The sequence below is a fragment of the Paenibacillus sp. OK076 genome, assembly GCF_900110055.1.
Taxonomy (GTDB): domain Bacteria; phylum Bacillota; class Bacilli; order Paenibacillales; family Paenibacillaceae; genus Paenibacillus.
The window spans coordinates 328,606-353,769 of sequence record NZ_FOCH01000002.1; the positions used below are offsets into that span (position 1 = coordinate 328,606).

The 25,164-nt window shown below is 48.1% G+C and carries 20 protein-coding genes and 1 pseudogene; 18 read left to right on the forward strand and 3 right to left on the reverse strand.

Annotated elements, in window-relative coordinates:
* The first annotated feature begins 42 nt into the window (after nucleotides 1-42).
* Together BMY78_RS20315 and BMY78_RS20320 are read left to right on the forward strand one after the other, a co-directional pair.
* Nucleotides 43-237, forward strand: a complete 195-nt coding sequence (locus BMY78_RS20315) for a tautomerase family protein (protein WP_090903088.1) — start codon at nucleotides 43-45, stop codon at nucleotides 235-237.
* A 42-nt stretch (nucleotides 238-279) separates the two neighbouring features.
* Entirely contained in the window at nucleotides 280-1,314 is a 1,035-nt protein-coding gene (locus BMY78_RS20320) for an NADH:flavin oxidoreductase/NADH oxidase (RefSeq protein WP_090903090.1), read from the forward strand.
* A 247-nt stretch (nucleotides 1,315-1,561) separates the two neighbouring features.
* Here BMY78_RS20320 and BMY78_RS20325 read toward each other — a convergent pair whose 3' ends face one another.
* Nucleotides 1,562-2,329: a class I SAM-dependent methyltransferase gene (locus tag BMY78_RS20325; RefSeq protein ID WP_090903092.1), complete on the reverse strand. Its 768-nt coding sequence runs from the start codon at nucleotides 2,327-2,329 to the stop codon at nucleotides 1,562-1,564.
* A gap of 325 nt (nucleotides 2,330-2,654) precedes the next feature.
* On the opposite strand from BMY78_RS20325, the gene BMY78_RS20330 reads away from it, so the two are divergent.
* The 8 genes and pseudogenes from BMY78_RS20330 (at nucleotide 2,655) to BMY78_RS20365 (ending at nucleotide 14,561) form a co-directional block, all read left to right on the forward strand.
* Nucleotides 2,655-3,080: an SRPBCC family protein gene (locus BMY78_RS20330; RefSeq protein ID WP_371129177.1), complete on the forward strand. Its 426-nt coding sequence runs from the start codon at nucleotides 2,655-2,657 to the stop codon at nucleotides 3,078-3,080.
* A gap of 214 nt (nucleotides 3,081-3,294) precedes the next feature.
* Nucleotides 3,295-6,393 (forward strand): ATP-binding protein, encoded by a 3,099-nt coding sequence (locus BMY78_RS20335; RefSeq protein ID WP_090903096.1) that lies wholly within the window; start codon nucleotides 3,295-3,297, stop codon nucleotides 6,391-6,393.
* Between the two features lie 99 nt (nucleotides 6,394-6,492).
* Nucleotides 6,493-7,653: a response regulator gene (locus tag BMY78_RS20340; protein ID WP_090903098.1), complete on the forward strand. Its 1,161-nt coding sequence runs from the start codon at nucleotides 6,493-6,495 to the stop codon at nucleotides 7,651-7,653.
* Nucleotides 7,654-7,680: 27 nt separating this feature from the next.
* Nucleotides 7,681-9,027 carry a cryptochrome/photolyase family protein gene (locus BMY78_RS20345; protein WP_090903099.1) on the forward strand — a complete coding sequence of 449 codons (1,347 nt, stop codon included), beginning with the start codon at nucleotides 7,681-7,683 and terminating at the stop codon, nucleotides 9,025-9,027.
* 251 nt (nucleotides 9,028-9,278) lie between these two features.
* Nucleotides 9,279-10,454, forward strand: a complete 1,176-nt coding sequence (locus BMY78_RS20350) for an acyltransferase (protein ID WP_090903101.1) — start codon at nucleotides 9,279-9,281, stop codon at nucleotides 10,452-10,454.
* 1,566 nt (nucleotides 10,455-12,020) lie between these two features.
* Nucleotides 12,021-12,458 (forward strand): annotated as a pseudogene (locus BMY78_RS33455) (HNH endonuclease); the annotation flags it as partial.
* A gap of 276 nt (nucleotides 12,459-12,734) precedes the next feature.
* The gene (locus tag BMY78_RS20360; RefSeq protein WP_090903103.1) at nucleotides 12,735-13,394 is read left to right on the forward strand and encodes a TVP38/TMEM64 family protein; all 660 of its coding nucleotides are present in this window, start codon (nucleotides 12,735-12,737) and stop codon (nucleotides 13,392-13,394) included.
* Between the two features lie 93 nt (nucleotides 13,395-13,487).
* On the forward strand, nucleotides 13,488-14,561 hold the full coding sequence (locus BMY78_RS20365; RefSeq protein ID WP_090903105.1) for a DUF1835 domain-containing protein: 1,074 nt from the start codon (nucleotides 13,488-13,490) through the stop codon (nucleotides 14,559-14,561).
* 57 nt (nucleotides 14,562-14,618) lie between these two features.
* On the opposite strand, the gene BMY78_RS20370 is transcribed toward BMY78_RS20365, so the two are convergent.
* Nucleotides 14,619-15,137: a cupin domain-containing protein gene (locus BMY78_RS20370; RefSeq protein WP_256222234.1), complete on the reverse strand. Its 519-nt coding sequence runs from the start codon at nucleotides 15,135-15,137 to the stop codon at nucleotides 14,619-14,621.
* A 148-nt stretch (nucleotides 15,138-15,285) separates the two neighbouring features.
* Here BMY78_RS20370 and BMY78_RS20375 point away from each other — a divergent pair, with 148 nt between their 5' ends.
* Nucleotides 15,286-16,293: an NAD-dependent epimerase/dehydratase family protein gene (locus tag BMY78_RS20375; RefSeq protein ID WP_090903107.1), complete on the forward strand. Its 1,008-nt coding sequence runs from the start codon at nucleotides 15,286-15,288 to the stop codon at nucleotides 16,291-16,293.
* 161 nt (nucleotides 16,294-16,454) lie between these two features.
* On the opposite strand, the gene BMY78_RS20380 is transcribed toward BMY78_RS20375, so the two are convergent.
* Nucleotides 16,455-16,628 (reverse strand): CsbD family protein, encoded by a 174-nt coding sequence (locus tag BMY78_RS20380; RefSeq protein WP_090903111.1) that lies wholly within the window; start codon nucleotides 16,626-16,628, stop codon nucleotides 16,455-16,457.
* 191 nt (nucleotides 16,629-16,819) lie between these two features.
* Here BMY78_RS20380 and BMY78_RS20385 point away from each other — a divergent pair, with 191 nt between their 5' ends.
* The 7 genes from BMY78_RS20385 (at nucleotide 16,820) to BMY78_RS20415 (ending at nucleotide 25,087) form a co-directional block, all read left to right on the forward strand.
* Complete coding sequence (locus tag BMY78_RS20385; RefSeq protein ID WP_090903112.1) at nucleotides 16,820-17,752, forward strand: hypothetical protein; 933 nt, start codon at nucleotides 16,820-16,822, stop codon at nucleotides 17,750-17,752.
* Nucleotides 17,753-17,800: 48 nt separating this feature from the next.
* Nucleotides 17,801-19,594, forward strand: coding sequence for an RNA polymerase sigma factor (locus BMY78_RS20390; RefSeq protein ID WP_090903114.1), 1,794 nt, complete (start codon nucleotides 17,801-17,803; stop codon nucleotides 19,592-19,594).
* 683 nt (nucleotides 19,595-20,277) lie between these two features.
* A complete protein-coding gene (locus BMY78_RS20395) occupies nucleotides 20,278-20,724 on the forward strand; it encodes a DUF1641 domain-containing protein (protein WP_090903116.1) in 447 nt (148 codons plus the stop codon).
* Between the two features lie 23 nt (nucleotides 20,725-20,747).
* The gene (locus BMY78_RS20400; protein ID WP_076287362.1) at nucleotides 20,748-21,929 is read left to right on the forward strand and encodes an NAD(P)/FAD-dependent oxidoreductase; all 1,182 of its coding nucleotides are present in this window, start codon (nucleotides 20,748-20,750) and stop codon (nucleotides 21,927-21,929) included.
* 336 nt (nucleotides 21,930-22,265) lie between these two features.
* A complete protein-coding gene (locus BMY78_RS20405) occupies nucleotides 22,266-22,910 on the forward strand; it encodes an SDR family oxidoreductase (protein WP_090903118.1) in 645 nt (214 codons plus the stop codon).
* 54 nt (nucleotides 22,911-22,964) lie between these two features.
* Nucleotides 22,965-23,714 carry a response regulator transcription factor gene (locus BMY78_RS20410; protein ID WP_090903120.1) on the forward strand — a complete coding sequence of 250 codons (750 nt, stop codon included), beginning with the start codon at nucleotides 22,965-22,967 and terminating at the stop codon, nucleotides 23,712-23,714.
* Nucleotides 23,711-25,087, forward strand: a complete 1,377-nt coding sequence (locus BMY78_RS20415; RefSeq protein ID WP_090903122.1) for a sensor histidine kinase — start codon at nucleotides 23,711-23,713, stop codon at nucleotides 25,085-25,087. The genes BMY78_RS20410 and BMY78_RS20415 overlap by 4 nt, the downstream gene beginning before the upstream one ends.
* Nucleotides 25,088-25,164 lie beyond the last annotated feature (77 nt).

Genomic DNA, 25,164 nt, shown 5'->3' on the forward strand with positions numbered 1-25,164 from the left:
TTAAGTTCATAATATGATTAATAAAAGGATGTGAATTTTCCCATGCCATTTATAACCGTTAAAGTGCTGGAAGGCAAGACGACGGAGCAGAAACGCCAGTTGATTGAACGGATGACCCAAGTGGCTTGTGAGACACTGGACGTCGATCCGAGCAACGTATTCATATTCATTGAGGATCTGGAAAAGAGTAACTACGGCAAGAATGGAAAGCTATTTTCCGATCAGCAAAACAATTAAATGCCTTAACATATACCATATTGAATAGGAGATGTACCTGGAATGACAGATAAATTATTTTCCCCCTATCAAATAAAGGGACTTCAATTAAATAACCGTGTCGTCATGGCACCGATGTGCCAATATTCCGTTACTGCCAAAGACGGTATTCCGAACGATTGGCATCAGGTACACTATGTAAGCCGTGCGGTTGGGGGAACAGGGTTGATCGTGATCGAGATGACGGATGTGGATCCGGACGGACGTATTACCGACAATGATCTGGGCATCTGGTCAGATGAACACATTCCTGCCTTTACCAAGCTGGTGGATGGCATTCACGCTTATGGCTCCAAGGTGGCGATTCAGATCGCGCATGCTGGACGTAAAGCAGAGGATGCAGCTCGACCTGTAGCTCCATCGGTGGTTACCTTCCCTGGAGAGAGCTTCAATACACCGCACGCTTTAACTACAGAGGAAACACAAGCCATGGTACAGAAGTTTGCGGACGGTGTACGCCGTGCAGTAGCTGCCGGGGTCGATGCCATTGAGCTGCATGGTGCGCATGGTTACCTCATTCACCAGTTCCATTCTCCACTGATGAACCATCGCGAGGATGAGTATGGACAGGATCTTTCCCGTTTTGGTGTCGAGATTATTCGTGCAGCGAAAAAAGAAATGCCGGAAGATATGCCGCTGATTATGCGGATTTCGGCAGTGGAATACGCTGATGGCGGGTATGATATTGATCATACCATTGAAATTTCTCGTGCCTATCAGGCAGCAGGCGTGGATATGTTCCACATTAGCTCTGGCGGTGAAGGACCTTCCGGACAACGTAAACCGGGTAACTACCCTGGTTACCAAGTGCCGTTTGCTCGTCGTTTCCGTGAAGAACTGAACGTTCCTGTCATTGCGGTAGGCATGCTTGAGGATTCAGCTCTGGCTCAAGCAGTTATCGGCAACGGTGATGCAGATCTGGTCGCGGTTGGCAGAGGTATGCTACGTGATCCTTACTGGGCGACTCATGCAGCGCTGGAACTGGGTGTTAGCAAAGATCAAGCGGCTATCGCACAGCCATATTCCCGAGGATACTGATCTTAATTAGAACATTTATATAGATGCAATGATAAAGGGATGTCCCATAAGTCATGAACATGACGGAGGACATCCCTTTTTTAGCATCATTACAATCTAACGAACCGAGCAACTGTTATTAGCTGCAATTTTTACAGGTTTACGTATTAACGAATCGTAGGCACGTTACTTCCTCGATCTTGGATCTTTCCCGGTGCGGTCGATTGTTAGCGCTTTGATCTGAAAGTGAAACCACTTCCGAGGGTATTCATCGTGTAGCTTCAAACACAAATTTCTGATCAGAACGCGAAGGTGCCTGCTCGGGATCGAAGTCTGCATATACAACAACGTTAATGAAACCGATCTGTTCCAGAATCATGCGCAGCTCCTCCACACCGTACCAACGTAATGCAAGCTGTTGCAGTTCCGTGGCTATGAGGGTGCCGTGGCGCCACTTTTCATAGCGAATCAGACTTACTTTGTACTGCTGAAGCATATTGACTTCGATGTCTTTGCTCTCCATTGTGATCGTATCGCCATCCGGTAATTGAACAGTCGAGGTACCTGAGTAGTGTGAAGTCGTATTCATTACATCGGGTAGAAAGAGGTCCAGCACAAGCCGGCCTCCCGGTTCCAGATGGTGATACAGATTACGCAGGGCCTTTATGGAAGCCAGTCTGTCTTGAATAAGCAGCAGGGAGCCTGCGGCGATGATAATAAATTCATACCGATAAGGAAGATCAAGTGTCTCCAGATCAGCAGCGAACAATTCAGGCAGGGGCAATCCTCGCTCGGTGCAAAGAGTACGGCAAGAATTGAGCATATCTGATGAATAATCAAGACCGTCTACGTTCAAACCAGCCTCAAGTAATGGAATCAGCATTCGTCCTGAGCCAGACATCGCTTCCAGGATGCGTCCATTGCAGTTCTTCAGATAATCACGGTAAAATTCAATATCGCCTCCAAGGGATTGGCCAACGGGTTTGGTGGCATTATAAACCTCGGTACATAACGGACCATAATAACTAAAAGACATGTAACGTTTCCTCCACAACATATTTAAAATGAGAATGTGGAAGGGAGTGGTTGTCAGATGTTTATCCCTCCCGACGACGGTTGGAATTGAATTTTTCAGAGCAGACTATCATAAGAAATCACACACCTTTTATGTAATATGTTCCAATTATAGGGTGGGTCTGAGAGCCGGTCAACAAAGCGCCTGCCATAATACCTGTTGTTAGCGGAATATATTTGACACTCATCACTTAAATTCGAACAATAAGATAAAAGGGGATTTTGCATCAATTCCATGAGATATAAATGGAATGATGCAAAATGCTGATATATATCTAGGAGGAGATATGATGGAATCTTCAAGTGCATTGCCAGATATTCGGGAACAACTGTTGCTTCACGCACCTGTGGAGAACGTGTGGGCGATTGTATCGACATCGAAAGGTTTGGAATCGTGGTTTATGCCAAGCAATCTGGAGCCAGTGGAAGGGCATGAATTTATATTGGAAGCAGGCCCTTTCGGTAAATCACCGTGCAAAGTCACGGAAGTTCAGCCACTACACAAGCTGTCATTCCAATGGGGTAAGGACTGGACGCTTACGTTTGAACTGACGGAGCAAGGACAAGACACGAACTTTACCTTGATTCACAGTGGCTGGGACGCGGACAAACTGACTGAATTCGGACAAGCTCATGCCATGGTTCGTGAACGAATGGAGCAGGGTTGGGCTGGAATTGTGCAGAAACTGGCTCAGGTCGTTGGACAAGCGTAAGGAAACAAGAAAGTAAAATAGATATTCAACAAATTCAAAAAGTCACGGGTCTTACTCCGGTCTTCATTCCGGCAGCAGAGCCTGTGGCTTTTTTGGCGTTAAAATATCATGTGAGAACTATTTCCGTCAGCAACAGAAACGTGTAACATGGAGTTATAGGAATAAAACGACAAAATTAGACGTCTCTCGCTATAGAGGCGGAAGGATTACATAGATGAGAAAACACTGGATTATGCTCACCATTAGCTTTATATGTATTGTTGTTTTTCCTCTGGGTTTCATTGTACAAACGTATTTTACCGAACGCGGCAACCCTCATGCGAGGGATGGGGTCATGGACCTGACCGGCTGGAATTTCGACAGGCAGGGGGCTGCTTCTCTGGATGGTACATGGGATTTCTATCCGGGCCAATTGTTGACACCTGTTGACTTTGAGGCGGATTTATCCGGACGCAAGCCGCTTTCCAGGCCTGTCCCTATCCATGTCCCATCCCGATGGAATGGCACTCTTGGAGAGGCGCACGGGTATGGAACTTATCATTTGCGTGTTCGCATTCCCCAGAGATTAGAGAAGAACGATTATGGGATACGTACGCAAAATATCCGCATGGCCCATCGTTTATTCATCGATGGCAAAGAGATTGGCGGCAAAGGGCTGCCAGGTGCAACGGAAAATACCGATATTCAGCTCAATTTGCCTTTTACGGGATTTACCTCTATAGAAGGCGACATCGCAGATATTATCATTCAGGTATCCAATTACAGCTACTCGTCAGGCGGCATTATCGCATCCATTTTGTTCGGAGACGAGCACAGCATTCTGAAAGGTCAACAGCAGGACTGGCTCAAGGATCTGATGACACTGTTCGGATTTATTCTGCCAGCGGCCTTCTTTCTGATGCTCTTCCGGCTGCGGCGCAGTGAAAAAGAGCTTCACTATTTGGGGTTATTCAGCCTGTCCGGTGCGATGTACGCATTGACTCATGGCGAGAAGTTGCTGGGAACCCTGTTACCGTTTTTACCGAATAATGAAATTCTGCGGATTCAATTAATCAGCGCGGCTCTTGCGTATTATTTCTTGCTCCGTTATATGGATGCGCTTGTACCTGGAGCAGTTCATCAATGGTTTGTCCGCTTGGGTGTAGTTCTGGTACTCGTCCAATGCACGGTGGGTGTTACATTGTCTCCTGTTCTGTTCTCCATGCTGGAGCTGCCCATGCTGCTGATTTCACTCGTGGTGATTGGTTACACGCTGAGAGCTATGCTCCTTTGGCTGAAAAATCGACCGAATGACGGTCATTTTGTCCTGATGAGCATGATGAGTATATTTATGGTGGTTGTGCTGCACACCGTGGGTGCTTTCACTACCGTGGATACGACATTTCTAGCGCTGTATGAGCTGTTGTTATTTGTCTTTGCACAGATGATTCTAACTGCGATCCGATTCGCACAATCATTCCGTGAAGTTGAAGCGTTGTCTGAACGTTTGCTTGCCATCGACAGCCTCAAGGACGAGTTTATGGCGAATACGTCACATGAACTGAGGACACCCTTGCATGGCATTATTAATATTGCTCAATCGATGCTGGAAGGGGCGGCTGGGGCGGTTACACCCAAGCAGGCCAAAAATTTGTCCATGATCACCTCAACTGGAAAGCGGCTTTCACTGCTGGTAAACGATATTTTGGATTTTTCGAAGCTTAAAAATGGTGAAATTGAATTAAAACGGAGTGCTGTGGACCTCGAGTCCGTTGCCCGAACGGTCGTTGAAGTCTCTGGTTTTACCTTTGAAGATAAACCGGTTGTACTGATTCAGCAATGGCCTCCAGCGTTACCGCTGGTTGAGGCGGACGAGGATCGGCTGAGACAGATTCTGTACAATCTGCTGGGCAATGCGTATAAGTACACGAAGCAGGGGGAGATTCGGCTCTATGCTCGTGTGGATGGAGCTCTGGTAACGGTATCTGTCGCCGATACAGGTGTCGGTATCACCCCAGATAAATTGGAAGACATATTTCAGTCTTACGAACAGGGCAACGGAACAAGTGAGAGGGTTAACGGGGGAACTGGTCTTGGACTGAGTATCACTCGCAAACTGGTCGAACTTGGGGGAGGAACCATCTGGGTAGAATCGGAGCCAGGTGAGGGTTCGACCTTTCATTTTACCCTGCCTATTGTGCAGTTTCCTTTGCTGCAAGCGAGTTCGAGGCCTGTTGCAGCCCATTATGTGTCTACCCAAGAAAGAAGAGCGCAGGATACGGCAGCAGCAATGGATTGGGATGAGACGAATGATATCCTGGAAGCAGAGCATACCATTCTAATTGTGGATGATGATCCCGTTAATCGACAGGTATTGTTCAATTTGTTATCGACGGAACGTTATCGTGTCATTGCAGCGGATAGTGGGGCAGCAGCATTGAAGCTTCGTGAAGAACACCCCTCCATTGATCTTGTTATTACAGACTGGATGATGCCGCGAATGTCCGGGCTTGAGCTGTGTCGCAAGCTGCGTGAGAACAGTTCCTTGTCCGAACTGCCTATTCTGATGCTGACAGCTCGCGGGCTGCCTGAGGATATTAGAATGGGCTTCCAGGCAGGAGCAAATGATTTTCTGAGCAAACCTGTGGATGCAGGTGAACTGCGTGCCCGGGTGAGGACGTTAATTGAGATGCGTGCCTCCGTACAGGAAGTTATTCGTACGGAAATGGCTTTCTTGCAAGCCCAGATCAAACCGCACTTTCTATATAACGCGCTCAACGTCATTATTGCAACGTGCGCGGTCAATCCAGACAAAGCGACCGATTTGCTTATTGAACTGAGTCAATACCTGCGGGGGAGCTTCGACTTCCAGAACCGTGACCAACTGGTTCCGCTCGCGAAGGAGTTGGAGTTGGTGGAGTCCTATGTACATCTGGAGCAAGCACGGTTCGAGGAGCGTTTGGTGGTCCGTTATGATATTGACCCAGATGTGCGTCTTTACCTGCCACCGCTCAGCATTCAACCGCTTGTGGAGAATGCGATTCGTCACGGGGTAATGGTGCGTGCTGCAGGCGGCACGGTTAACCTTGGCATTACCAGGGAAGGCGAGCACATCGTCATTGTGGTACAGGATGATGGAGTAGGCATACCTCCTGAGCGTTTGGCTCAGGTGAATTCAGGGCGAACGGAAGGTCCTGGGGGTGTAGGGCTACAGAATATAAATCGACGCCTGCTGTCCTTGTATGGTCAAGGGCTTGAGATTCAGAGTCATTCGGGGAAAGGAACGCTAATACGGTTTCGTATACCTGTGGAGAAGGAAATTAACTCCAAATAATGGGCCGATTTAGGCAATTCTGGTTAACAGATTAATAAGCGGGTGCCAATATAAGCGGTATTCCTATTGAATAATTCACGGCAGGAGGCTGGAAGAGCGATGAAAGCCATTGTAATCGATGACGAGAAGCCGGCGCAGCTTCATCTGGAGCGTCTGTTACGATCAGATGGACGGATTACCCCCGTGCAGTGTTTTTCGACAGCCCGTGCCGGTCTGGATTTTCTGGCAAAAGAGCGTGTGGACGTTGTGTTTCTGGACATTGGCATGCCGGAAATGAATGGACTGGAAGCGGCTGAATATATACAACAATTGGACAGCAGTATTCGTATTATATTTATAACGGCTTACGCTGATCATGCGGTTGAAGCCTTTGAGCTCCAGGCGCTGGATTATGTGCTCAAGCCGGTAAGTTCAGCGAGGCTTGGCAAAACAATCGATCGTATTGCCGCAGGAATGATGTCCATATCCTCACTGGTTGCAGCAACTGCCGAGGTTCAGGAATCTGAGGCTGTGGGGGTGGATACCCGCATGCCTGGACTGCTTACTTTTAAACATCTGGACATCTACCGAAGCCTGGATCAGGAAGCACAGAAGCACAAGTGGCGCACAGCCAAATCGCAGGAATTGTTTGCTTTTTTGTTTCACCATAGAGGAGATTGGGTAAGCAAAGAGATTCTACTTGATAAATTGTGGGCGGATGTCTCGCAAGAGAAAGGGCTAACGCATCTGCATACATCCGTTTATCAAATCCGCAAACTGCTGAGGGAATGGAACATGACGGGCAAGCTGGAATACAACATGAACCGTTATCGTTTGTTATCGGGTAATCTGGTAAGTGATGTAGAGCAGTTCGAGCAAGGAACGGCATACGCGGACGTTACGTCAGATAATGTGGATCAACTGAGAGATATCGTCTCGCTCTATCGCGGTGATTATCTGGAGGAGCATGATTATCACTGGGCTCAATCCAGAGCGAGAGATCTGAGACGTAAATATGTAGCACTGGTTATGGATATCGCTGAATGGGACATGGAGCATGGACGGGGCAAGGAAGCGATGGAGAAATTGAGCGAACTACAGGAACGGGAGCCGTACGCCGAAGAAATCTGCCGATTAATGATGAGAGTAAGTGCATCCATGGATGATCAACAAGCCATACTCAGAATATATCAGTCATTTAAGCTGACCCTGCTTGAGGAACTGGGGCATCAACCGGAGCCGGAGACAAGCAGGCTGTATGAAGATTTAACGGCAAAGTAGGCAGAAGCTCAGGCAGGAGGATGAAGCATGAAGTTATTCATACATCGCAAAGATTTGCGTACAGATGATCTGGTGGCATTCGATTATTTGCGGCATCAGAATGCAGAGAGTCTGCATGTGCTCATCTATGATCCATTTCTGCTGCGGCAGGGTCGTGAACAGGAACATAGCGGAGTGAATTTTCTACAGCATGCTGTTGATCTTGGTAAGCGGTATCGCGATTCTGGTCGCAAGCTGCACGTAGCTTATGGCAAACCGGCTGAGGTGATTGATTATATCCTCGAACAGATGCAAGGTCGTATAGATGAAGTTATTGTTCATCGGGATATGACCCCATATGCAATGGAACGGGATCGTGGAATACGCAAGGTAACCGAGGAACGAGAAGTCACATTTACCCAGCTGACGGATCATCTGTTGATGGATTTGAAGGGGTTTGCTGATTTTACGGGCAAGTCGGAGCCATATAAAGTATTTGCTGCCTTCCACCGACGCTGGGTGGAATTCATGAATGAGCATCCCAATCCAGCTTCAACCACTACGGTTGCAGAGGTGAAGGTCAGTGATCAGCAGATAGAATGGTCAGAGACATTCCAGGTACCACAACAATTGCTGGCATATGATGGTTCGGATTTGAATGAACCTCATCAATTGTTGGATGGCTTTTTATCTGACAGAATTGCCGATTACGGAGATCATCGGGATGAATATGAAGCATATGAACCGAGTGGTCTCAGTTCATATGTAGCTGTGGGGGCTGTATCCATTCGCAAGATGTACGATGCTGCAAAACGTACGGAGCATTCGGATGAATGGATCAGACAATTATGTTTCCGCGACTTCTATCTGTATCGGGCTGTATATGAGAGTCATTATTTTACATATGAAAAAGTTTATGATCTGTCGGCACTCAGCGAGGTCCACTTTGAACGATGGTGCAAGGCCGATACGGGCATTCCGATTATCGACGCAGCGATGACGGAACTGAATGAGACTGGACATATGCCGAATCGGCTTCGTATTCTGACCGCGATGTTCCTTACCAAAAATCTGCGATGCCCGTTCACACTGGGTGAAGCTTATTTCAGACGCAAGCTTCGTGACTATGATAATATTCAAAATCGGGGCAACTGGCTGTGGTGTGCATCACTTGGCGAGAATGCAGCTCCATACTTTCGGGTGAACAATCCGGTGACACAGTCAGAGAAGTATGATCCCCAAGGGGATTATATCCGCAAATGGCTGCCTGACCTGAAGGATTTGCATAGTAAAGAGATTCATCAGCCTCGTCAGAATGCCATTGTTGATCTGAAAATATCAAGACAGTCGGCTATAGAGATCTATAAACAGATTCTGGCCAGTCGTCAGCATTGAAGTTTACCATTTTCATCCCAGTGAACCAGCAATATTTTGGACAGGTACGAAACATGCCCACAGGCCGCGTGATAGCGGTCTTTTTTTACATATATAGACATGAAAAGACTGTGAAACATATTGATTATTTAGGAACTTTTAAGAATTTGGACTACCCATCTTAAGCTTTATGCTTTTTAATAGATAGTGAGCTTATCATATTAAGTCATCTTAGACATATCAACGAAACATATTAAGGAGAAACGCTAATTATGAGTGAAACAATCAAAAGAGAGCGAATCCCAGAGCTGAATCTCGTACGGGCAATGGCGATCATCGGTGTGCTGTGTGTACATTCCACTTCATACGCGACGGTGGACATGACAGGTTCAGGGTATTACTGGCTGTACAATTTTATTAATATTTTTATGAAATATGGTACACCAACGTTTATTTTTATGAGCAGTTTTGTACTGTTCTATAACTATTATTCTCGCCCGCTCGACAAGAAGCTGGTCAGCAACTTTTACAAAAAAAGATTTGTTTACATTTTACTGCCGTATTTCCTATTTTCATTAATGTATTTTGTAATCCTGCACTTCACGCATTATCAGGGCCGTCCGTTCGGAGAATCAACAGTAAGCTTCATAACAAAACTGTTCACGGGCAAGGCGTATACGCATCTGTACTTTGTATTTATTAATATGCAATTCTATCTGTTATTCCCGTTGGTATTGTGGCTGCTCAAGAAATATCCCTCAGTCGTCAAATGGTCGGTACCAATTGGGCTGCTCATTCAGTGGGCATTTATCGTAAGTAATAAATATGGTTTCCAGGTGCCGAACAAGGGAAGTTGGGCGTTCTCGTACTTCTCCTATTTCATGCTGGGTGCTTTTATCGGGGTATATTTTCCGAAGATTAAACAATGGTTTGTCATCAGTCGGGAGAATGCAACCAAAGCTCGTGTAGTTTCATGGATTGTGCTGTGGGCGGTATGGATTTTTGCCGGACTCGGTCATGTGTACATTTATTATCTGCTTCGCATGAAGATCGCAACGTATAACACGCTGTGGTACGAGTTTTTCTGGAATCTGCATACGTTCGCATGTGCGTTGGTGCTTATTCAAATCGCGTACCTGCTTTATCGCAAAGGACCATCGCTGATTGTTAAGCCGCTCAATCGGCTTGGGGCATTGTCCTTTGGTATTTATCTGATTCATCCATTCTTCCTGTTGGTCTATCGGAATTTTCCACCACAAACCGGGGTTTCCTGGCTGATTCACCTGTGGTACGCCGGAGGTTTTGGTGTGGCGTTAATCGCTTCCTGGATTGTGGTTGGACTCACGGCAAAATTCATTCCGTTTGCATGGGTGATTTTCGGCAATTTGCCAAAACCGAAGCCACGTCTGGTACCGCAACAAAACTCGGGACAATTCGACGTTCGTTAAAAGATTTACACCAATACAGGAATAATAAACCGTTTCTTGGTCGACCATTAGGGTTGAGCAGGAAACGGTTTTTTGATTCCCAATTTGATTTATATATGGGGAACGGATGTTTCTTTTTTACACGCGAAGGGTAATGAGAAGGCGGAACACAATTATTTTTTTATAAGCAGAGAACTTTAAGAACAGGATTAAGGTGAGAACAATGACAACATGTGAACAATGCGGGAAACCGATGCAAGATATATTGGAATATGTGGAACACATCCTTCACGAATGCGTGGGACAGACGCAGGAGTACAAGACAAAAGACTATGGGACATCTGGCTATGAGTGTGTTAACGAGCAGATGTGATACAATAGAAAGAAACCGGATTCATACGGAACCGAGGTGACAACATGGAGACGGGCTCGGCCCCTTTCCGGCAGGAAATGACGGAACATGAAGCGCAACTGACCAAGACATGTATGTATTGCGGGCAAAAGCGACCTTTGTCCGAATTTCGACGAAGAACCGGAAAGCGGGCTGGCCCGGGAGCCAGACGTGGCGCTTGTCGCCACTGTCGTCAGCTCGGTGGACGAGCGGATAACGATAACACCTCACTCCGGACTTCGGATGAGGCGATAAAGAGCCATCAAGGTGCTGCGGCTGCCAGACCTTCTGCATCTGCGAATCATAGAGCTGAACGGATCGTCGATGCCGTTAATGGAACACCTTCTATTGCTGCTACTTCACAAAGACGCGAGGAGTCACAGGCATCCACAGGTTCATCTTCTTCGTCGGAAGGTGAAACGGCTGACTTCGTTGCTTCTTCAACTGTCTCTTCCCCTTCGGGCAACCGCAAGAAGAGGAGAAGGAGGAGAAAGGCGAAGCGACCAGAGCTGCATACCGGTAAGGAATCGCTCTCCCGAACTGAGGTGGAGAGCGAGGCTGTAGATCAGCCGCAGACGGGGGCTGATCTGCAAGACAGGGATTCGCAGGTGCATACAGCGATTGCTGATCCATCTGCGAAGCGTGCCCGCGCGCGTATAGCCGCTGGCACGGATCAGGCCGCCGAGCAGGAGATTGCGGCGGCCAAGGCTCTGCTGCACGCCAAGCCGCAAGGCCTGGCAGCAGAGCCAGGGGCTGCGGATCAGCCGACCGCAGCCAAGCGCAAACGCAAGCGGCGCCGCAAACGTGCTGTCGCGCTGCCGTCCGGCGCAGGACAGGCCCGCAGCATAGCTGAGGCCAGTGCGCCGAGCCTGAGCGACCGTGGCAATGCCTCGGTCGCCGGACCCCCAGCAGCGGCCGCACAGCCTGCCGCTGCTGCACAGCCCGCGCCCGGCCAAGCGCCGGGCGCGGCCATGGAGGCTGCGCCTCCTGCACCCGGGCGCCAGCCAGGCTCGCCCGGGTCGAAGCCGCGCCCGGCACGCAAGGAGCGTGCGCCTAAGGCGGGCGGCGAAGACACAGCCCGCGCCGGATCATCCGGGCAGCGGGCGCCAGCACATTCCAGCCGCAGTCACGGGGCTGGAACGGAAAGCCGCCCCCGCCGTCATACGCCGGCGGTGCCTGTAGCGATTGATCCGGAAGATCCGGCATCACTTCGGACGAACCGGCAGGGTATGGTGCGCATGCGCGGCAAGACGGACAAAGGACGGCGCTGGCATCAGGAAGTGGATATGGAGCTGGCGGTCACGCTGGTCAAGGAAAAAGCTGCTGTTGTGGTTAATCGGTACACGATCCGCCGATTGTTTAGCAACAAGGATTTCAAGCGGTTTATTTTGACCCGTGATAACTATACCTGTTACTTCTGTGGCTCGTATGGAGATACGATTGACCATCTTCTGCCGCGAGCCAAAGGTGGGCATACTACCCCACTTAACTGTGTCTGCGCCTGCAATCTGTGCAATCAGTCCAAAGCAGCGATGGATGCCGAGGAATTCATGCGTTCCGGTATTCCCGAGTGGAATGCTGCGCATCAGGAAGAGCTGAATGAATTGGCAATGCAGGAAGCTCAGCTAGAATAAACGGTAAGCAAAATACTGCCCTAAGCTTGTTCACCATGGGTTTCAAGCGGGGTATCCGATATAGAGAGCACACCAAGACTGAACAGGTCCGGGTGTGCTTTTTTGTTATTCAGCGTCGCGGGTGAAATTTCTTCAAATTGACAACGGTACAGCGTTCATATGTACGTTATACTGGGGGAAGTGAGTCGTGAAACTTCACATCGGTTTACCAGATGTATTTTATTATGGGCACCACCTCTTTAGAAAATGTGAACTGTATAGATTGGAGGGAAGCAGATGAACCCGGCATCTTTGGACATCATGTCCTATATTACGGAAGAGAATATTCGTTTTTGGCTGGAGAAGTTTCGCTCCCTGGGCCCTTTACCGGGAATTTTGCTTACCTTTATGAAATCCTTCGTGCCCCCGCTGCCTACGCTGCTCATTGTTGGGGTTAACGGAGCCGTGTACGGGCTATGGGCAGGGTTTTTATATTCATGGATCGGGATGGTCCTTGGCTGTACCGTTACATTTCTGATTGTAAGAGAGATTGGAAAATCGGCTTTTGTGGAACGTTGGGCTAACAAACCCCGTGTGCAGCGCAGCATGGTATGGATTCGGCGGAATGCGTTCAGTTATGTGTTTTTGTTGAGTATTTTTCCGGTTGGCCCTTTCGTCATTATCAATGTAGCGGCAGGTATTGCACGAATGAGATTAATGTCCTTCCTGCTTGCGGTGAGTTTTGGCAAAGCCATTATGATCTTCTGTGTGACGTATATTGGTTCCAATGTAGCTCAGTTTATGGAACACCCTGTGCGGTGGGGCGGCGTGTTGCTGTTTATCGTAGTATCCCTGTGGGCAAGTCGGAAGCTGGAGCGGCACTTCACCCGTTCGTCATCCAATCGTGAGGAAATGAATGATCTGAGTCACTCCTCTGGAAAGTCTATTTCGTCGTAAACTTACGATGATACAGATACGTACGTTTGATTTTGTATGGTTTAGTCGGAGAAGACCGTCTGGTCTGTTAAGACTGTTTAGAGGGGGATAAACATGATTGACAATGTCTTTGATTTTGAAAAGGAGCTGCACCTTATGAATGAGGATGAGCTGCGTTCGCTATTGCGTATGCTTTATCTCATTGCAGAAAGGGAAGTCAGTGTTCAGTCAGCGAAAGAACATTCCGATCATTTTGCAACGAAAATTCAGTCGATATTTAATACATTGGACGAGAATCGGAACCGGGAGAAAGCTGAGAAACAGGCATTGATGGCACAGAAACCACGTGAAATTCATATAGCGATTGGAGAATCGCCGTTAGGTAGCATTAAGGTTGCGATGGGCAAGGTTCCAGGGCGCTCGGAGCGGCGGTTTTTCTCTATGAATGACTACTATGCCATCGGTCCATTGGGCGATTTGACGAACAAGGCGGATTTACACCGCAGGCACCTATGGCTACTTGAGAAACTTTATTTGAGTGAGAATGGAAGTTATGCCGTCCAAGGCATGAATGAGCTGATTCAATTAAACAGCGTAGTGAGTTCAATTAATGAAGATACCCGAATCATCATCTGGTATGCGAATAATGCTCATGAGAGAACAGGGCTTTTATATGCCATGCATTTGCTGCGTGATAGGCTGGGGCCTATCTATTTGATCGAGACCAGTGCATTATATCAGGAATTATTTCATAATTCTGAAGTTCAGCATGATGTTCTTAGAACAGGTGAAATTTTTTCTGAGAAGTTGTTAGCGATGTGGCAACACGGTGTGAATGCCGAACCGTTGTCTTTGGAGGAACGCAGACAAATGGAGCAAGAGTGGGTGGATTTGGCTGTACAGCCTGGACTTCTGCGATTAATGAAGGATGGCGAGATTCAGAGTGTGCCCGAAGACGCGATTGATGAGTACATTATGCAGAAAGCCAGAGAAGTTATGTTAACCAGACAGCCGGGCGAGTTTATAAAATCAGCCCGCCTCGTAGGTGAGGTGTTGGGCCATCTCGAACAAGCTGTCGGAGACGCATTCATTGAATACCGTGTTCGACAGTTGATCATACAAGGACGGCTTGAGATGGAAGGGAAGCCACATGCCATGCGATTCTACAGTGTGAGGCTTCCCCAGTAACCGAAATATGGACTGTTCCCGGTAGTTTTTTTATCCAGGAGCAGTCCATTTATTCTTTCATGTCTTGTTCTGATTCCATAACTCCAATAGTGGCCCCTCTTGCCCATAGACCGGATCGGTATCCGGGATGGGAACCTCCTGAATTTCACGCAGAACTTTGGGACGCTCTCCCGGTTCACCTGTTCGGGTATTATAACTCATGCCACCTGGGTAGGCCCCTGCAATGCGGAAATCAAGGCTCGCACTCAGCCGTTTATGTCCGGTTCCCGCAGGTAATACGACGACATCTCCTGCCTGAAGCCGCACAACCTTTCCATGTTCCCCACCAAGGATGAGCTCAACCCAACCACTCACCACCGCAAGTACTTCGTGAGCATTGCTGTGATAATGATGATAATTAAACACGCCGTTTATCCAACTGTTTCCCCATCCGTTTTGGTTCAGCAACGACTCCGCACGAGAGGAATCTGTTGCCCAAATTCCCTTATACAGAAGTACAGGCAGACTCGAATGATTGGGGATCACACCATCGTCCTGGAATAACATTGTCTGTACATTGTTCATGTCCTCTTTCATCGTAAGTATCACCTCCCTATGGCATTACCCATTTATTTATGGAGAAGAACAAAAAACAATTGTAAAATGATACAAAATGTATCACTATAAGATTATAATCAGAACATAGACTCTCTTCAGTGAACTTGTTGTATTAATCCAAGGGGGAATGTGCTTGAATATTGTCATTACAGGGGCTTCTGGATTTGTAGGATTTAACCTTTCTCAGTATTTGGCGCAAAAAGGACATCGAATCACCCTGGTGGATCAGGATGATTATTGTCAGAGGCTTGTACATAGCTCTCCACTTCATGAAATGGCCTTTATCCGTTGTGATCTCGCGAAGGACAGATTCAGCTTGCCGCACGAAACAGACTATATTATTCATCTGGCAGCGATGCCACACGTAGATTATTCGTATCATCACCCCGGAGAAGTGTTTCGTAACAACACCCTCAGTACACAGACTATTCTGCAATACGCTTCCGATCACCATATTCCCGTGCTGCTGGCTTCATCCGTTGAGGTATACGGAGGGGAGATGGGCAGAGTGTATCACGAATCCGATGAATATGCTCCGGTATCCCCTTACTCCGCTTCCAAAGTAGCCTGTGAGATGCTCGCACGATCCTACGCTCAATGTTACCAGCTTCCTGTGAAATTATTTCGTTTAACCAATCTCTATGGTCCTTGGCAGTTGCCGGATCGGATTATCCCGCGTAATTTTGGGCGAATGATGGATGGCCTTCCTCTGGATATTCAGGGATCGGCTGTACGTGATTTTCTGTATGTGGATGATGCGCTGCGAGCGATTGAACAGATTATGCTGAATGGACAAGATCAGCAGATCTATAACATTTCGACAGGGCAAGGAACGACCATGCAAGAGATCGGAGGGCTTTTGCAACAACTGCAAAATTCTAATGGAACGGCGGAGATTCGGGAGCAGGAGCCCACCCAATCCAGAGGTTCGAGCCTGGTCGTTCACTCTGGAAGATTACGATCAGAGACGGGATGGTTCCCCCAGACGACGCTGGAGCAGGGACTGGAGCAGACCTTTCGATGGTATCAGGAACACCCCGAATGGGTAAGACAATTCAGCCGAGAATACCACACGACAAGAGAAGCACGCAGCTTTATTATCGATATGGCGAGATATGCAGTTCCGGCTATCTAAACAGGACAAAAAAAGCCAGGGAAGGGTGTAGTGAATAACACCTTCCTTGGCTTTTTTGCGCCCCCGTCGAATCCCGGCTTTCAACCGATATGGACGGTCGGGCAATGACTCTATATTTACTACACGAATCATCGTGCGTGTTCACGTTGAAACGAATCGATCTAGTGATGTTTTTTAACATCTGCAATTTTGTCCTGCACAGCACCTTTGGCTTTGTCTTTTTTACCCTCAGCCTGAAGGGATCTGTTATTCGTTGCATTACCGATCTGATCCTTCACTTCGCCTTTAGCCTTATTGATACCTGCTTTGATTTTATCGCTAGTTGAATTACTCATATCGAACATCTCCTTCGTTTCTGGTGTAGTTCTTATTAACCGGGATGTCCGCATTCTAAACGTTCGCTATTTTATGCGGGCAGAAATTTGTTCTGAATATTCTGTCAGAAATGATCTGTACGAAGAGTCAGTATAAGTATAGGCATTGCATAATCGCGTGCTTCATTAAAGGAATGAGAGGATGTTATGATATGAGCAATTATATCGGAAATGGTGCATATTGCTACGCCAATTCAGCTTCAATGCTGCTGTCGTCCATTGGAGAAAAGGTAGACCCTGGTCTGCTTGAAACCATCGGTGGCTTTTCACTAGGGGCCTTTCGAACGCAGGAAGACCTTCTCTTTTTTGATAACTGTACTTCTAGTCCTGATCTGGCCATCAGCAAGGCGATGAGCATTCTGGGATTTCGTGTGCGCGAAAGTGTGCAATCACGGGGTACAGAGATGCCTGTAGATGAGCTAAGAGAGACTTTGAAGCAGGGTCCTGTGATGATGGGTCCGCTGGATATGGGCAAACTCGTCTACAATCCCAACTCTCCCAACCTGGGTGGTTGCGATCATTATGTAGTGGCGCTGAATATGGAGGGCGATGAAATATGCCTGCATGACCCGGCTGGATTTCCGAATGTTTTTCTGACACTGGATAAACTTGAGGAAGCATGGAAGTCTGAATTCCCATGGAGTAGCGGTGTGTATCGACGATGGTGGAGTCCTGAACGCATTGAACAGCCTGATCTGGAGGAGATTAACCGCCGGGCGTTTACTTGGTTCAAATCAACCCTTACAGAACAGCTCCATGATATCGCTGCACAGGAAGGACGAACCGGAGCTTCAGCCATTCTGCATAAGGCGGAACAGGTTCGTGCTGGAGCAATCGATGGTAATGAGTGGGCTCATTATGTGTATTTTGCTCTGCCAGTAGGCGCGCGTCGTGCCCATGATTATGGTTTGTTTTTTAAAACAATCCATCCTGACCTTTCTGTTTTGAAATACGCACAATCTCGCCAATTCGGGGAATGCCAATCCCGTCTTGTCTCCCGGAACTGGGAGGCTGCTGCGACAATCATGGTGGCACTCGCGGAGACGGAAGCCATGATCGAAGCTGCTATTTTGAAGATGGAGTGAAGATGGAGTAATGAAAGTAAAGCGAGGCTATAAGAAAGGGAGATATACATGGATGGATTAACTGACAATCGCCATATCAGGCCAGGGGAAGATGAGACATTAGAGGATCGGCAAAAGGAGCCGGATATCGCGCTTATCCAACGAGCCCAAACTGGCGATACAGAGGCCTTTGGGGAGTTGATTCACCGTTACCGTGGGCAATTGTTTCGTTATGTGCGAGCACTTACGCATGATTCTTATCTCGCAGAAGACATTTTACAGGATGGGCTTATTCGTGCGTTCATTCATATGGGACAGCTTCAGAATGCTGAGCGTTTCATGGCCTGGATGCAGCGCATTGTGCGTAATCAGGCTTACTCACATATGCAGCGCCAAGAACAGCAGCGGGAACAACATTTTTCTTCGTTCCTTGCATTTGGAGCCGATGACGCTTCATGGAGCGATCAAGACTCGCTCGACATGACGCTGAATCATCTTTTGAATGACACCGATCGGAGATCCCAGGAGACAGGCTATGATCCGTATCAAGCTGTTGCTCAGCAGGAAATGAGGAACAATCTCCACATGCTGCTGGGTTGTCTGAATGAAAGAGAACAACAGGTCTTCACATCGTATTCTATGGAGCAGCTGTCACCGCAAGAAATGGCCTGCAAATTCAATCTGACAATTGCCAATGTGTATCAAATCCTGTCCCGTTCACGTAAAAAAGTGTCTCAGCTTCATATTCATTTATCTGTAGAAGAAATGCTGGCAGAGTGGAATTCACTCGGGCAAAATCGAGTGATTCTGGAGGAACCCCTTTCGTTTCGGGCTCCCCAAACCTGGAACTCGGCAGCAGCATCCATTCACGAGATGTTAGGTTATATCGGTCCATCTCCGTCTCTCCCCATGGTTATGGGGATGAGCGGACTCTCTTTTCGTCTAACCATCCTACCTCAGGATATACATATCGCTGGCCCCACCGCCTATAACTTCAAAGAGGTGCTTACCAGAGGATTGCAACATATGGGTTATCGTTCCCATGCGGTTGAGGCTTTGGCGAGCCAAGCGGGACTCAATGCCAATCTGGTCGATCCTTCGATGCTAGAGGAGAAAGCGAAGGGGAAAAGGTTGCTTAATCCAAGACTTGTTCGGGCCCTCTCCCTAATACGTTACTCCATTCATCGGGGAATTCCGGCCGTCGTATGGGACCTGCATATTCCCGAGTTCGGATTGATCTATGGCTATGATGATGCAGCCCGGACCCTATACGGTACAGATTTCATTAAATCAGGAACAATTGCCTATGATCATGTAGGCCGGGGTGTGAATCAGGAAGTATTTGTACTGGCAGCGGAATCAGATGGCATGATACGAGAACTGAACTTGCACGCGGCACTGACAGATGCTTTGGCTCATTATCGTGGGGAGGACCCGTATACCTTGCCGAACACAGTCAGTGGTCTGGCTGCCTATGCGGTCTGGAGAGAAGCCCTAGAATATAGACGGGTAGAACCGAACGGTCATGCCTATAACATTGCGGTTTTGTGGGATGCAAGACGTTATGCAAGTGAGTTTTTCAAAGAACTTTCTCTAAAGTGGGCTTCGACTGCCCGCTATTCCAGCTTGATTCCATTCTGTCTTCAGGCGGAAGAGTTATATCGAAACATGTCCCAAAAGTTAAATATACTCGCGGAATTATGTCCTTTTCCAGATGGAGGACTGCCTAATGAGAAGCTTCATGCCGATCAGGCTATCTCGATACTTCTGGAGGTGGAGGAATTGGAGCGTGCCGCTGTCGTTGTAATAAAAGCGTTGCTTGATGGAATGGCTCAGCATTCCCCAGAAATAGTTATGGTGTGACCTAAAGTAACGATCCAATCGGGCGAATAGTAAAGCAAATATCAGGAGGCAGGACGATTCGTCAGGCCTTCTTTGTGTCTTTTTTGCTTTCATGCCAGGATAGGTTCATACTTGAACAAGAAATGATGTCATTTCAGGAATAAGGCTGCACCCCTAGCTGCATAATAACGACAGTGACCAATTTCGTTGCATGAAATTCATGGTTTTGGAAAACAATTCCTGAAAAATTCAGTTGAAAAAATCCTTCCTTGTGTACATATCGCACATATGGTCATATGGGATCTTGTCTTCATACCACATGTGGTAGGATTACGGATCTGGGACAGGAGAATAGTCGATTTTAAACCGACCGCAATGCTTGACAAAAAAATCGATTTTGTTACAATGTTCACAATATCTTCACAAGTGTAAAAAATTTCTTTTTCATGTTCATGTGTAAGAGGTGTAATATAGGGGTATAGAGTTCGGTTTCGGCCTGCTTGTCGTTTTGCGTCAACACATGTTGTCCGCAATAGACCCAAGATACAATACACGATGTGGGAACGGCCCTTGGGCTATGCTCATTCTATTGTGTGAAATTTGGTACATTTAGTTGTATTGGATGTATTTGTGGTTCGGCTCTGCTTGACAGGCATCATGAAAGTCGCGGACTTCTATCCCAAAGTAAAGGAGGACTTTCTCTTATGTCACAATCGCCTACTCAACAAGAGGTGCCGGTTACAGAAGGTGCCGACGTTTCCCAACGCCAGTCCTTGGACGTACTGGATCAACTGATGAAGCCTGAGGTACAGGAGTCTCTGACCGTTCTGGTGGAGAACCTGCCTAAACTGGCTGAAATGGTCACTGCAATGACCAAAGCTTATGACTTTGCACAAAGCGTAGCTACAGACAAAGTTCTGATCAGCGACACAATGAGCGCAATGGGCGAGTTTGCTAAACCTGTTGTAGACAAAGCTAAAGGTGTAGCTTCTGCTGCCATCGAAGCGAATGATCGTGCGCAAGCCGAGCAAACTTCGGTTGGTTTGTTCGCTATGCTCAAAATGCTTAAAGATCCAAACGTACAACAAACGCTGCGTTTTGCTCAATCATTCCTGAGCATCCTGAACGAGCGTCAACAACAGCAACGTTAAGATTAGAAGAACGGAGGATGGATATGTCGAAGCAAATTTTGATCTTGGGCGGAGGTTACGGTGGTCTGTTGACTGCGCTGACTGCGCGTCAATACCTGACACCGGAAGAAGCGACTATTACAGTCGTGAACCGTTACCCTACGCACCAAATTATTACGGAACTGCACCGTCTTGCAGCAGGAAGCATTGCTGAAAAAGCAGTTGCCCTTCCACTCGAAAAATTGCTGAGTGGTAAAAATGTGAACTTGAAAATCGATACGGTGGACACAATCAAGCCGGACGAGAAAAAAGTTCTCATGACCAGCGGTTCTACTTACTCTTACGATGCACTCGTTGTTGCCTTGGGCAGTGAAACGGCATTCTTCGGAATTCCGGGATTGCAGGAGTACAGCTTCACGCTGAAATCCGTTAGTGATGCTAACCGCATTCGTGCACACGTGGAAGCTCGCTTGGATGCTTACAAACAATCCGGCAACAAAGCAGACGCTACGTTTGTTATCGGTGGCGGTGGTTTGACAGGTATCGAGCTTGTTGGTGAATTCGCAGACCTTCTTCCGGCTGTATGCCAAGAAAAAGGTATCGACTTCAAAGAAGTTTCCCTGTACACGGTTGAAGCAGGTCCTTCCATCCTGGCAGGATTCCCGCCAGAACTGGTTGAGCGTGCAAAATCGAGTCTGGAAAAACGTGGCGTTAACTTCATCGTTGGCGTAGCGATTACCGAAATGAAAGAAAATGAAGTTCTGCTGAAAGACGGAAGCTCGATCCCTACGAACACACTCGTATGGACTGGTGGCGTTCAAGGTAATGCAGTTGTTGCCAACAGCGGAATTGAAGTGGATCGTGGCCGTGCGAAAGTTACGGAAGTACTGCAATCCACATCTCATAAAGACGTGTTTGTTGCTGGTGACAGTGCAGTGGTCTTCCCTAGCGAAGGCGCTCGCCCATACCCTCCAACAGCACAATTGGCTTGGCAAATGGGTGAAACCATTGGTCACAACTTGGGCGTAATGTTCAAAGGTGGCGCAATGGAATCCTTCACACCAGTATTCTCCGGTACACTGGGAAGTCTGGGTCGTAAGGATGCTGTCGGCATGATCGGTGGCAACCAGACTCGTCTGAAAGGTCTGCCAGCAACCATGATGAAAGAAGCAAGTAACATCCGTTACCTTGCTCATATTCACGGTTTGTTTGCACTGGCTTACTAATACCTGTACGCCATGCAGCAAAAGGTACCCCTCCTGGGGTGCCTTTTTTATTTTAACCAACATCGGCTGGCATAGGGACTAAGCTCCTTGAAGTGATATATGAAGTGTAATCGTTGTTATCTGAAATGTTTTACTAAAAAAAGTGCTCGGTATAAACCCTATAGGGTGTATGGTATATTAAAGGAAATACGTGTTACCCGCATCATCGCAGATGCGCTGAACGGTAGTATACATAGCAGCCGGCGCTTAGAAGCGTCGGCTTTCGTTTAAATTAAAGACAAGTCTGGTTTATAAAAAGCTGGTTTATAAAAAGGAAAACCGAGAGGAGAATGACATATGAACGTATTCGTAATTGGAGCGAACGGACAAATTGGCAAATTTCTGGTGCAGCAACTGGCGCAGGAAGGGAAACATCAGGTCACCGCGATGATTCGGAAACCGGAGCAGGCAGACCTACTTAAGCAGCTCGGTGCCAATGTCGTAATTGGCGATTTGGAAGGCAGCGTGGATGATCTGGCCGAGGCAATGAAGGATCACAATGCCATTGTATTTACAGCAGGCTCCGGTGGATCTACGGGTGCAGACCAAACATTGCTCATAGATCTCGATGGTGCAGTCAAAACCATGGAGGCGGCGCAGCAGCAGGGAATTACCAGATATATTCTGGTCAGTGCGTTTGGGGCAGATCAGCGGGAGAAATGGTCAGACGCCATTAAGCCGTATTACGTGGCGAAGCACTATGCCGATCGGGCGTTATTCGCAAGTGATCTGAATTACACCATTATCCGTCCTGGCGGTTTGAAAAATGAGCCGGGAACCGGCAAAATCTCTGTAGGAACAGATCTGAAACCGGGTAGTATTCCACGTGAAGATGTGGCAAGTGTAATCGCTGCTTCCCTTCAGGAGGAGAAGACGTATCGAATGGCTTTTGATCTGATCGCCGGGGATGACTTCGTAGAGGATGCCTTAGGTAAATTGTAATTCGTATTGTAATATAACGGGAGAATGGAATGACGGAATGAGGGGGAGCTTTGCATGAATGAAGCCGTGCTGGTGATCGAGGATGAGCCCAAAATTGCACGCCTGCTTGAACTGGAATTACAGTATGAGGGATATCAGGTAGGCAAGGCAGGCAGCGGAACGGAAGGGCTGGAGATGTATGGGGACGGGCAATGGGATCTGGTTCTGCTGGATATTATGCTGCCGGGTCTGAGTGGCATTGAAGTGCTGCGGCGGATACGTGCCAAAGATGCGACCGTGCCCATTCTGATGCTCACAGCCAAAGACTCTGTGGAAGACAAAGTCTCCGGACTCGATCTGGGGGCCAATGACTATATTACAAAACCGTTCCGGATCGAAGAACTGCTCGCGAGAGTACGTGCTGCACTGCGCCTGAGTGCTGCCTCGGCTGCTGCCCATTCTTCCTCTTCGGTCACACGGGACACAGCGCAATCATCGGAGCACACGGCGGATAATGAGACAGGCTGGCTCACCGCAGGTGGATTGAAGCTGAATGAAGGAACCCGTGAGGTATCCCGGGATGGTCAACCGATTGAGCTTACCCCGCGTGAGTTCGATCTATTGGTGTATCTGCTGCAAAACCAGCGCCAGGTGCTGAGCCGGGACCAGATTGTCCAAGCCGTATGGGGATACGATTATTATGGAGATACCAATGTGGTGGATGTGTATATCCGTTATGTGCGCAAAAAAGTCGATAACGGATTCACACCACCCTTAATACATACCGTTCGGGGTGTTGGTTACGTCCTGAAGGAGCAAGTATGAGCCTGCGCAGCAAAATCTACGGATACTCGTCCGTATTGTTCGCCGTACTGCTGATTGCTGTCAATCTGTCGGTGTATATCGTGTTTGAACGAATGTCGATCGATAACGAGATCAAGCGGGTAGAGGCTGAGGCCGAGTCTATTGTAAAAGGAGTGCGTCAGTCTGCCGGCTCCATTCCGCCGGATGACTTGCTCCGGGCCTACGCGCCGCTGGACGGCATGCTGCGGATCGTCAATGAAGACGGCACCAGCTCCCCGCCGGTGACGACCTCGGCAGAGGAGCAGCTGAGCAAGCTGTCCTACAAGTACGAAAGCGAAAAAAAATCCGAATACACCCACGTTGGGCCAATCGGCTATGTCTGGGTCTCTGTTCCAGTGATCTGGCCGGACGGAGAAGTGGTGAATCTACAAGTCACCGAGAGCATAGAGGATACCGAGAATCGCCTGTCTGTGCTTCGTACAGTTCTTGTTGCCGTGACCATCATCGCGCTGATTCCGGCCATCATCTCCAGCCGTATTCTGGCGAACCGGATGACACGGCCGATCCAGCAGATGACACGCACGATGAGTGATATTCAGTCGAGCGGACAGTTCAAGCGCCTTCCGCTCGACGAAAAATCAAAGGATGAGCTGAAAACGATGGGGCAGACGTTCAACCGCATGATGGATCTGCTCGAATCCAACTTCGAGCGGCAGGAGCGCTTTGTTTCCGATGCTTCTCATGAACTGAAAACACCTTTAACCATCATTGAAAGTTATGCCAGTCTGCTGCAACGAAGGGGTAAGGAACGACCCGAAGTATTCGACGAGGCGGTGGAAGCCATTCTGTCCGAATCCGTGCGCATGCGGGAGATGACCGAGCAGCTGCTATTGCTGGCAAAGCAGCCGGAGCAGTGGAATGTGCAGCTGGAGCGGGTGGATATCACCCAGCTTACACTGGATTCCACACGTGCATTTCGCGAAGCCTATCATCGGGAAGTCCACTGTGATGATCCAGGCAGGATATGGGCGATTAGCGATGTGAGCAAGCTGAAGCAGCTGCTTTTTATTTTGCTGGACAACGCTCGTAAGTATAGTGAGGATGCCATTGAAGTTCGGCTGGAGGCAAAGGGGCAGGAATGCCGAATTCGTATTGTAGATAAGGGGATCGGCATGCGTGAAGAGGAATTGTCCAAGGTGTTTGACCGTTTCTATCGCGTAGATCAGGCCAGAACACGCAGCGGCGGAGCAAGCGGTTCGGGCTTGGGGCTATCCCTTGCCAAAGATATCGCAGAGGCCGTGGGCGCACGTATTGAATTGAACAGCACCGAGGGTAGAGGAACCGAGGCTTCGATTATTTTGCCCACATCCCTACAGAACGGATCACTCTCATGAAAATCTCATTCTTCTCTTATATACTAGTAACACAGTACGATTTCGGATCATAAGAGAGTGCGTAAGGGAGGAAACGT

What these genes read in the sequence shown, in the direction of transcription:
- BMY78_RS20350 (WP_090903101.1), top strand. Translation starts at nt 9,279, where the DNA reads ATGAGTGAAACAATCAAAAGAGAGCGAATCCCAGAGCTGAATCTCGTA.
- BMY78_RS20405 (WP_090903118.1), top strand. Translation starts at nt 22,266, where the DNA reads ATGAACGTATTCGTAATTGGAGCGAACGGACAAATTGGCAAATTTCTG.
- BMY78_RS20395 (WP_090903116.1), top strand. Translation starts at nt 20,278, where the DNA reads ATGTCACAATCGCCTACTCAACAAGAGGTGCCGGTTACAGAAGGTGCC.
- BMY78_RS20375 (WP_090903107.1), top strand. Translation starts at nt 15,286, where the DNA reads ATGTGCTTGAATATTGTCATTACAGGGGCTTCTGGATTTGTAGGATTT.
- BMY78_RS20345 (WP_090903099.1), top strand. Translation starts at nt 7,681, where the DNA reads ATGAAGTTATTCATACATCGCAAAGATTTGCGTACAGATGATCTGGTG.
- BMY78_RS20385 (WP_090903112.1), top strand. Translation starts at nt 16,820, where the DNA reads ATGAGCAATTATATCGGAAATGGTGCATATTGCTACGCCAATTCAGCT.
- BMY78_RS20325 (WP_090903092.1), bottom strand. Translation starts at nt 2,329, where the DNA reads ATGTCTTTTAGTTATTATGGTCCGTTATGTACCGAGGTTTATAATGCC.
- BMY78_RS20360 (WP_090903103.1), top strand. Translation starts at nt 12,735, where the DNA reads ATGAACCCGGCATCTTTGGACATCATGTCCTATATTACGGAAGAGAAT.
- BMY78_RS20370 (WP_256222234.1), bottom strand. Translation starts at nt 15,137, where the DNA reads ATGAAAGAGGACATGAACAATGTACAGACAATGTTATTCCAGGACGAT.
- BMY78_RS20320 (WP_090903090.1), top strand. Translation starts at nt 280, where the DNA reads ATGACAGATAAATTATTTTCCCCCTATCAAATAAAGGGACTTCAATTA.
- BMY78_RS20390 (WP_090903114.1), top strand. Translation starts at nt 17,801, where the DNA reads ATGGATGGATTAACTGACAATCGCCATATCAGGCCAGGGGAAGATGAG.
- BMY78_RS20340 (WP_090903098.1), top strand. Translation starts at nt 6,493, where the DNA reads ATGAAAGCCATTGTAATCGATGACGAGAAGCCGGCGCAGCTTCATCTG.
- BMY78_RS20400 (WP_076287362.1), top strand. Translation starts at nt 20,748, where the DNA reads ATGTCGAAGCAAATTTTGATCTTGGGCGGAGGTTACGGTGGTCTGTTG.
- BMY78_RS20365 (WP_090903105.1), top strand. Translation starts at nt 13,488, where the DNA reads ATGATTGACAATGTCTTTGATTTTGAAAAGGAGCTGCACCTTATGAAT.
- BMY78_RS20415 (WP_090903122.1), top strand. Translation starts at nt 23,711, where the DNA reads ATGAGCCTGCGCAGCAAAATCTACGGATACTCGTCCGTATTGTTCGCC.
- BMY78_RS20315 (WP_090903088.1), top strand. Translation starts at nt 43, where the DNA reads ATGCCATTTATAACCGTTAAAGTGCTGGAAGGCAAGACGACGGAGCAG.
- BMY78_RS20330 (WP_371129177.1), top strand. Translation starts at nt 2,655, where the DNA reads ATGATGGAATCTTCAAGTGCATTGCCAGATATTCGGGAACAACTGTTG.
- BMY78_RS20380 (WP_090903111.1), bottom strand. Translation starts at nt 16,628, where the DNA reads ATGAGTAATTCAACTAGCGATAAAATCAAAGCAGGTATCAATAAGGCT.
- BMY78_RS20335 (WP_090903096.1), top strand. Translation starts at nt 3,295, where the DNA reads ATGAGAAAACACTGGATTATGCTCACCATTAGCTTTATATGTATTGTT.
- BMY78_RS20410 (WP_090903120.1), top strand. Translation starts at nt 22,965, where the DNA reads ATGAATGAAGCCGTGCTGGTGATCGAGGATGAGCCCAAAATTGCACGC.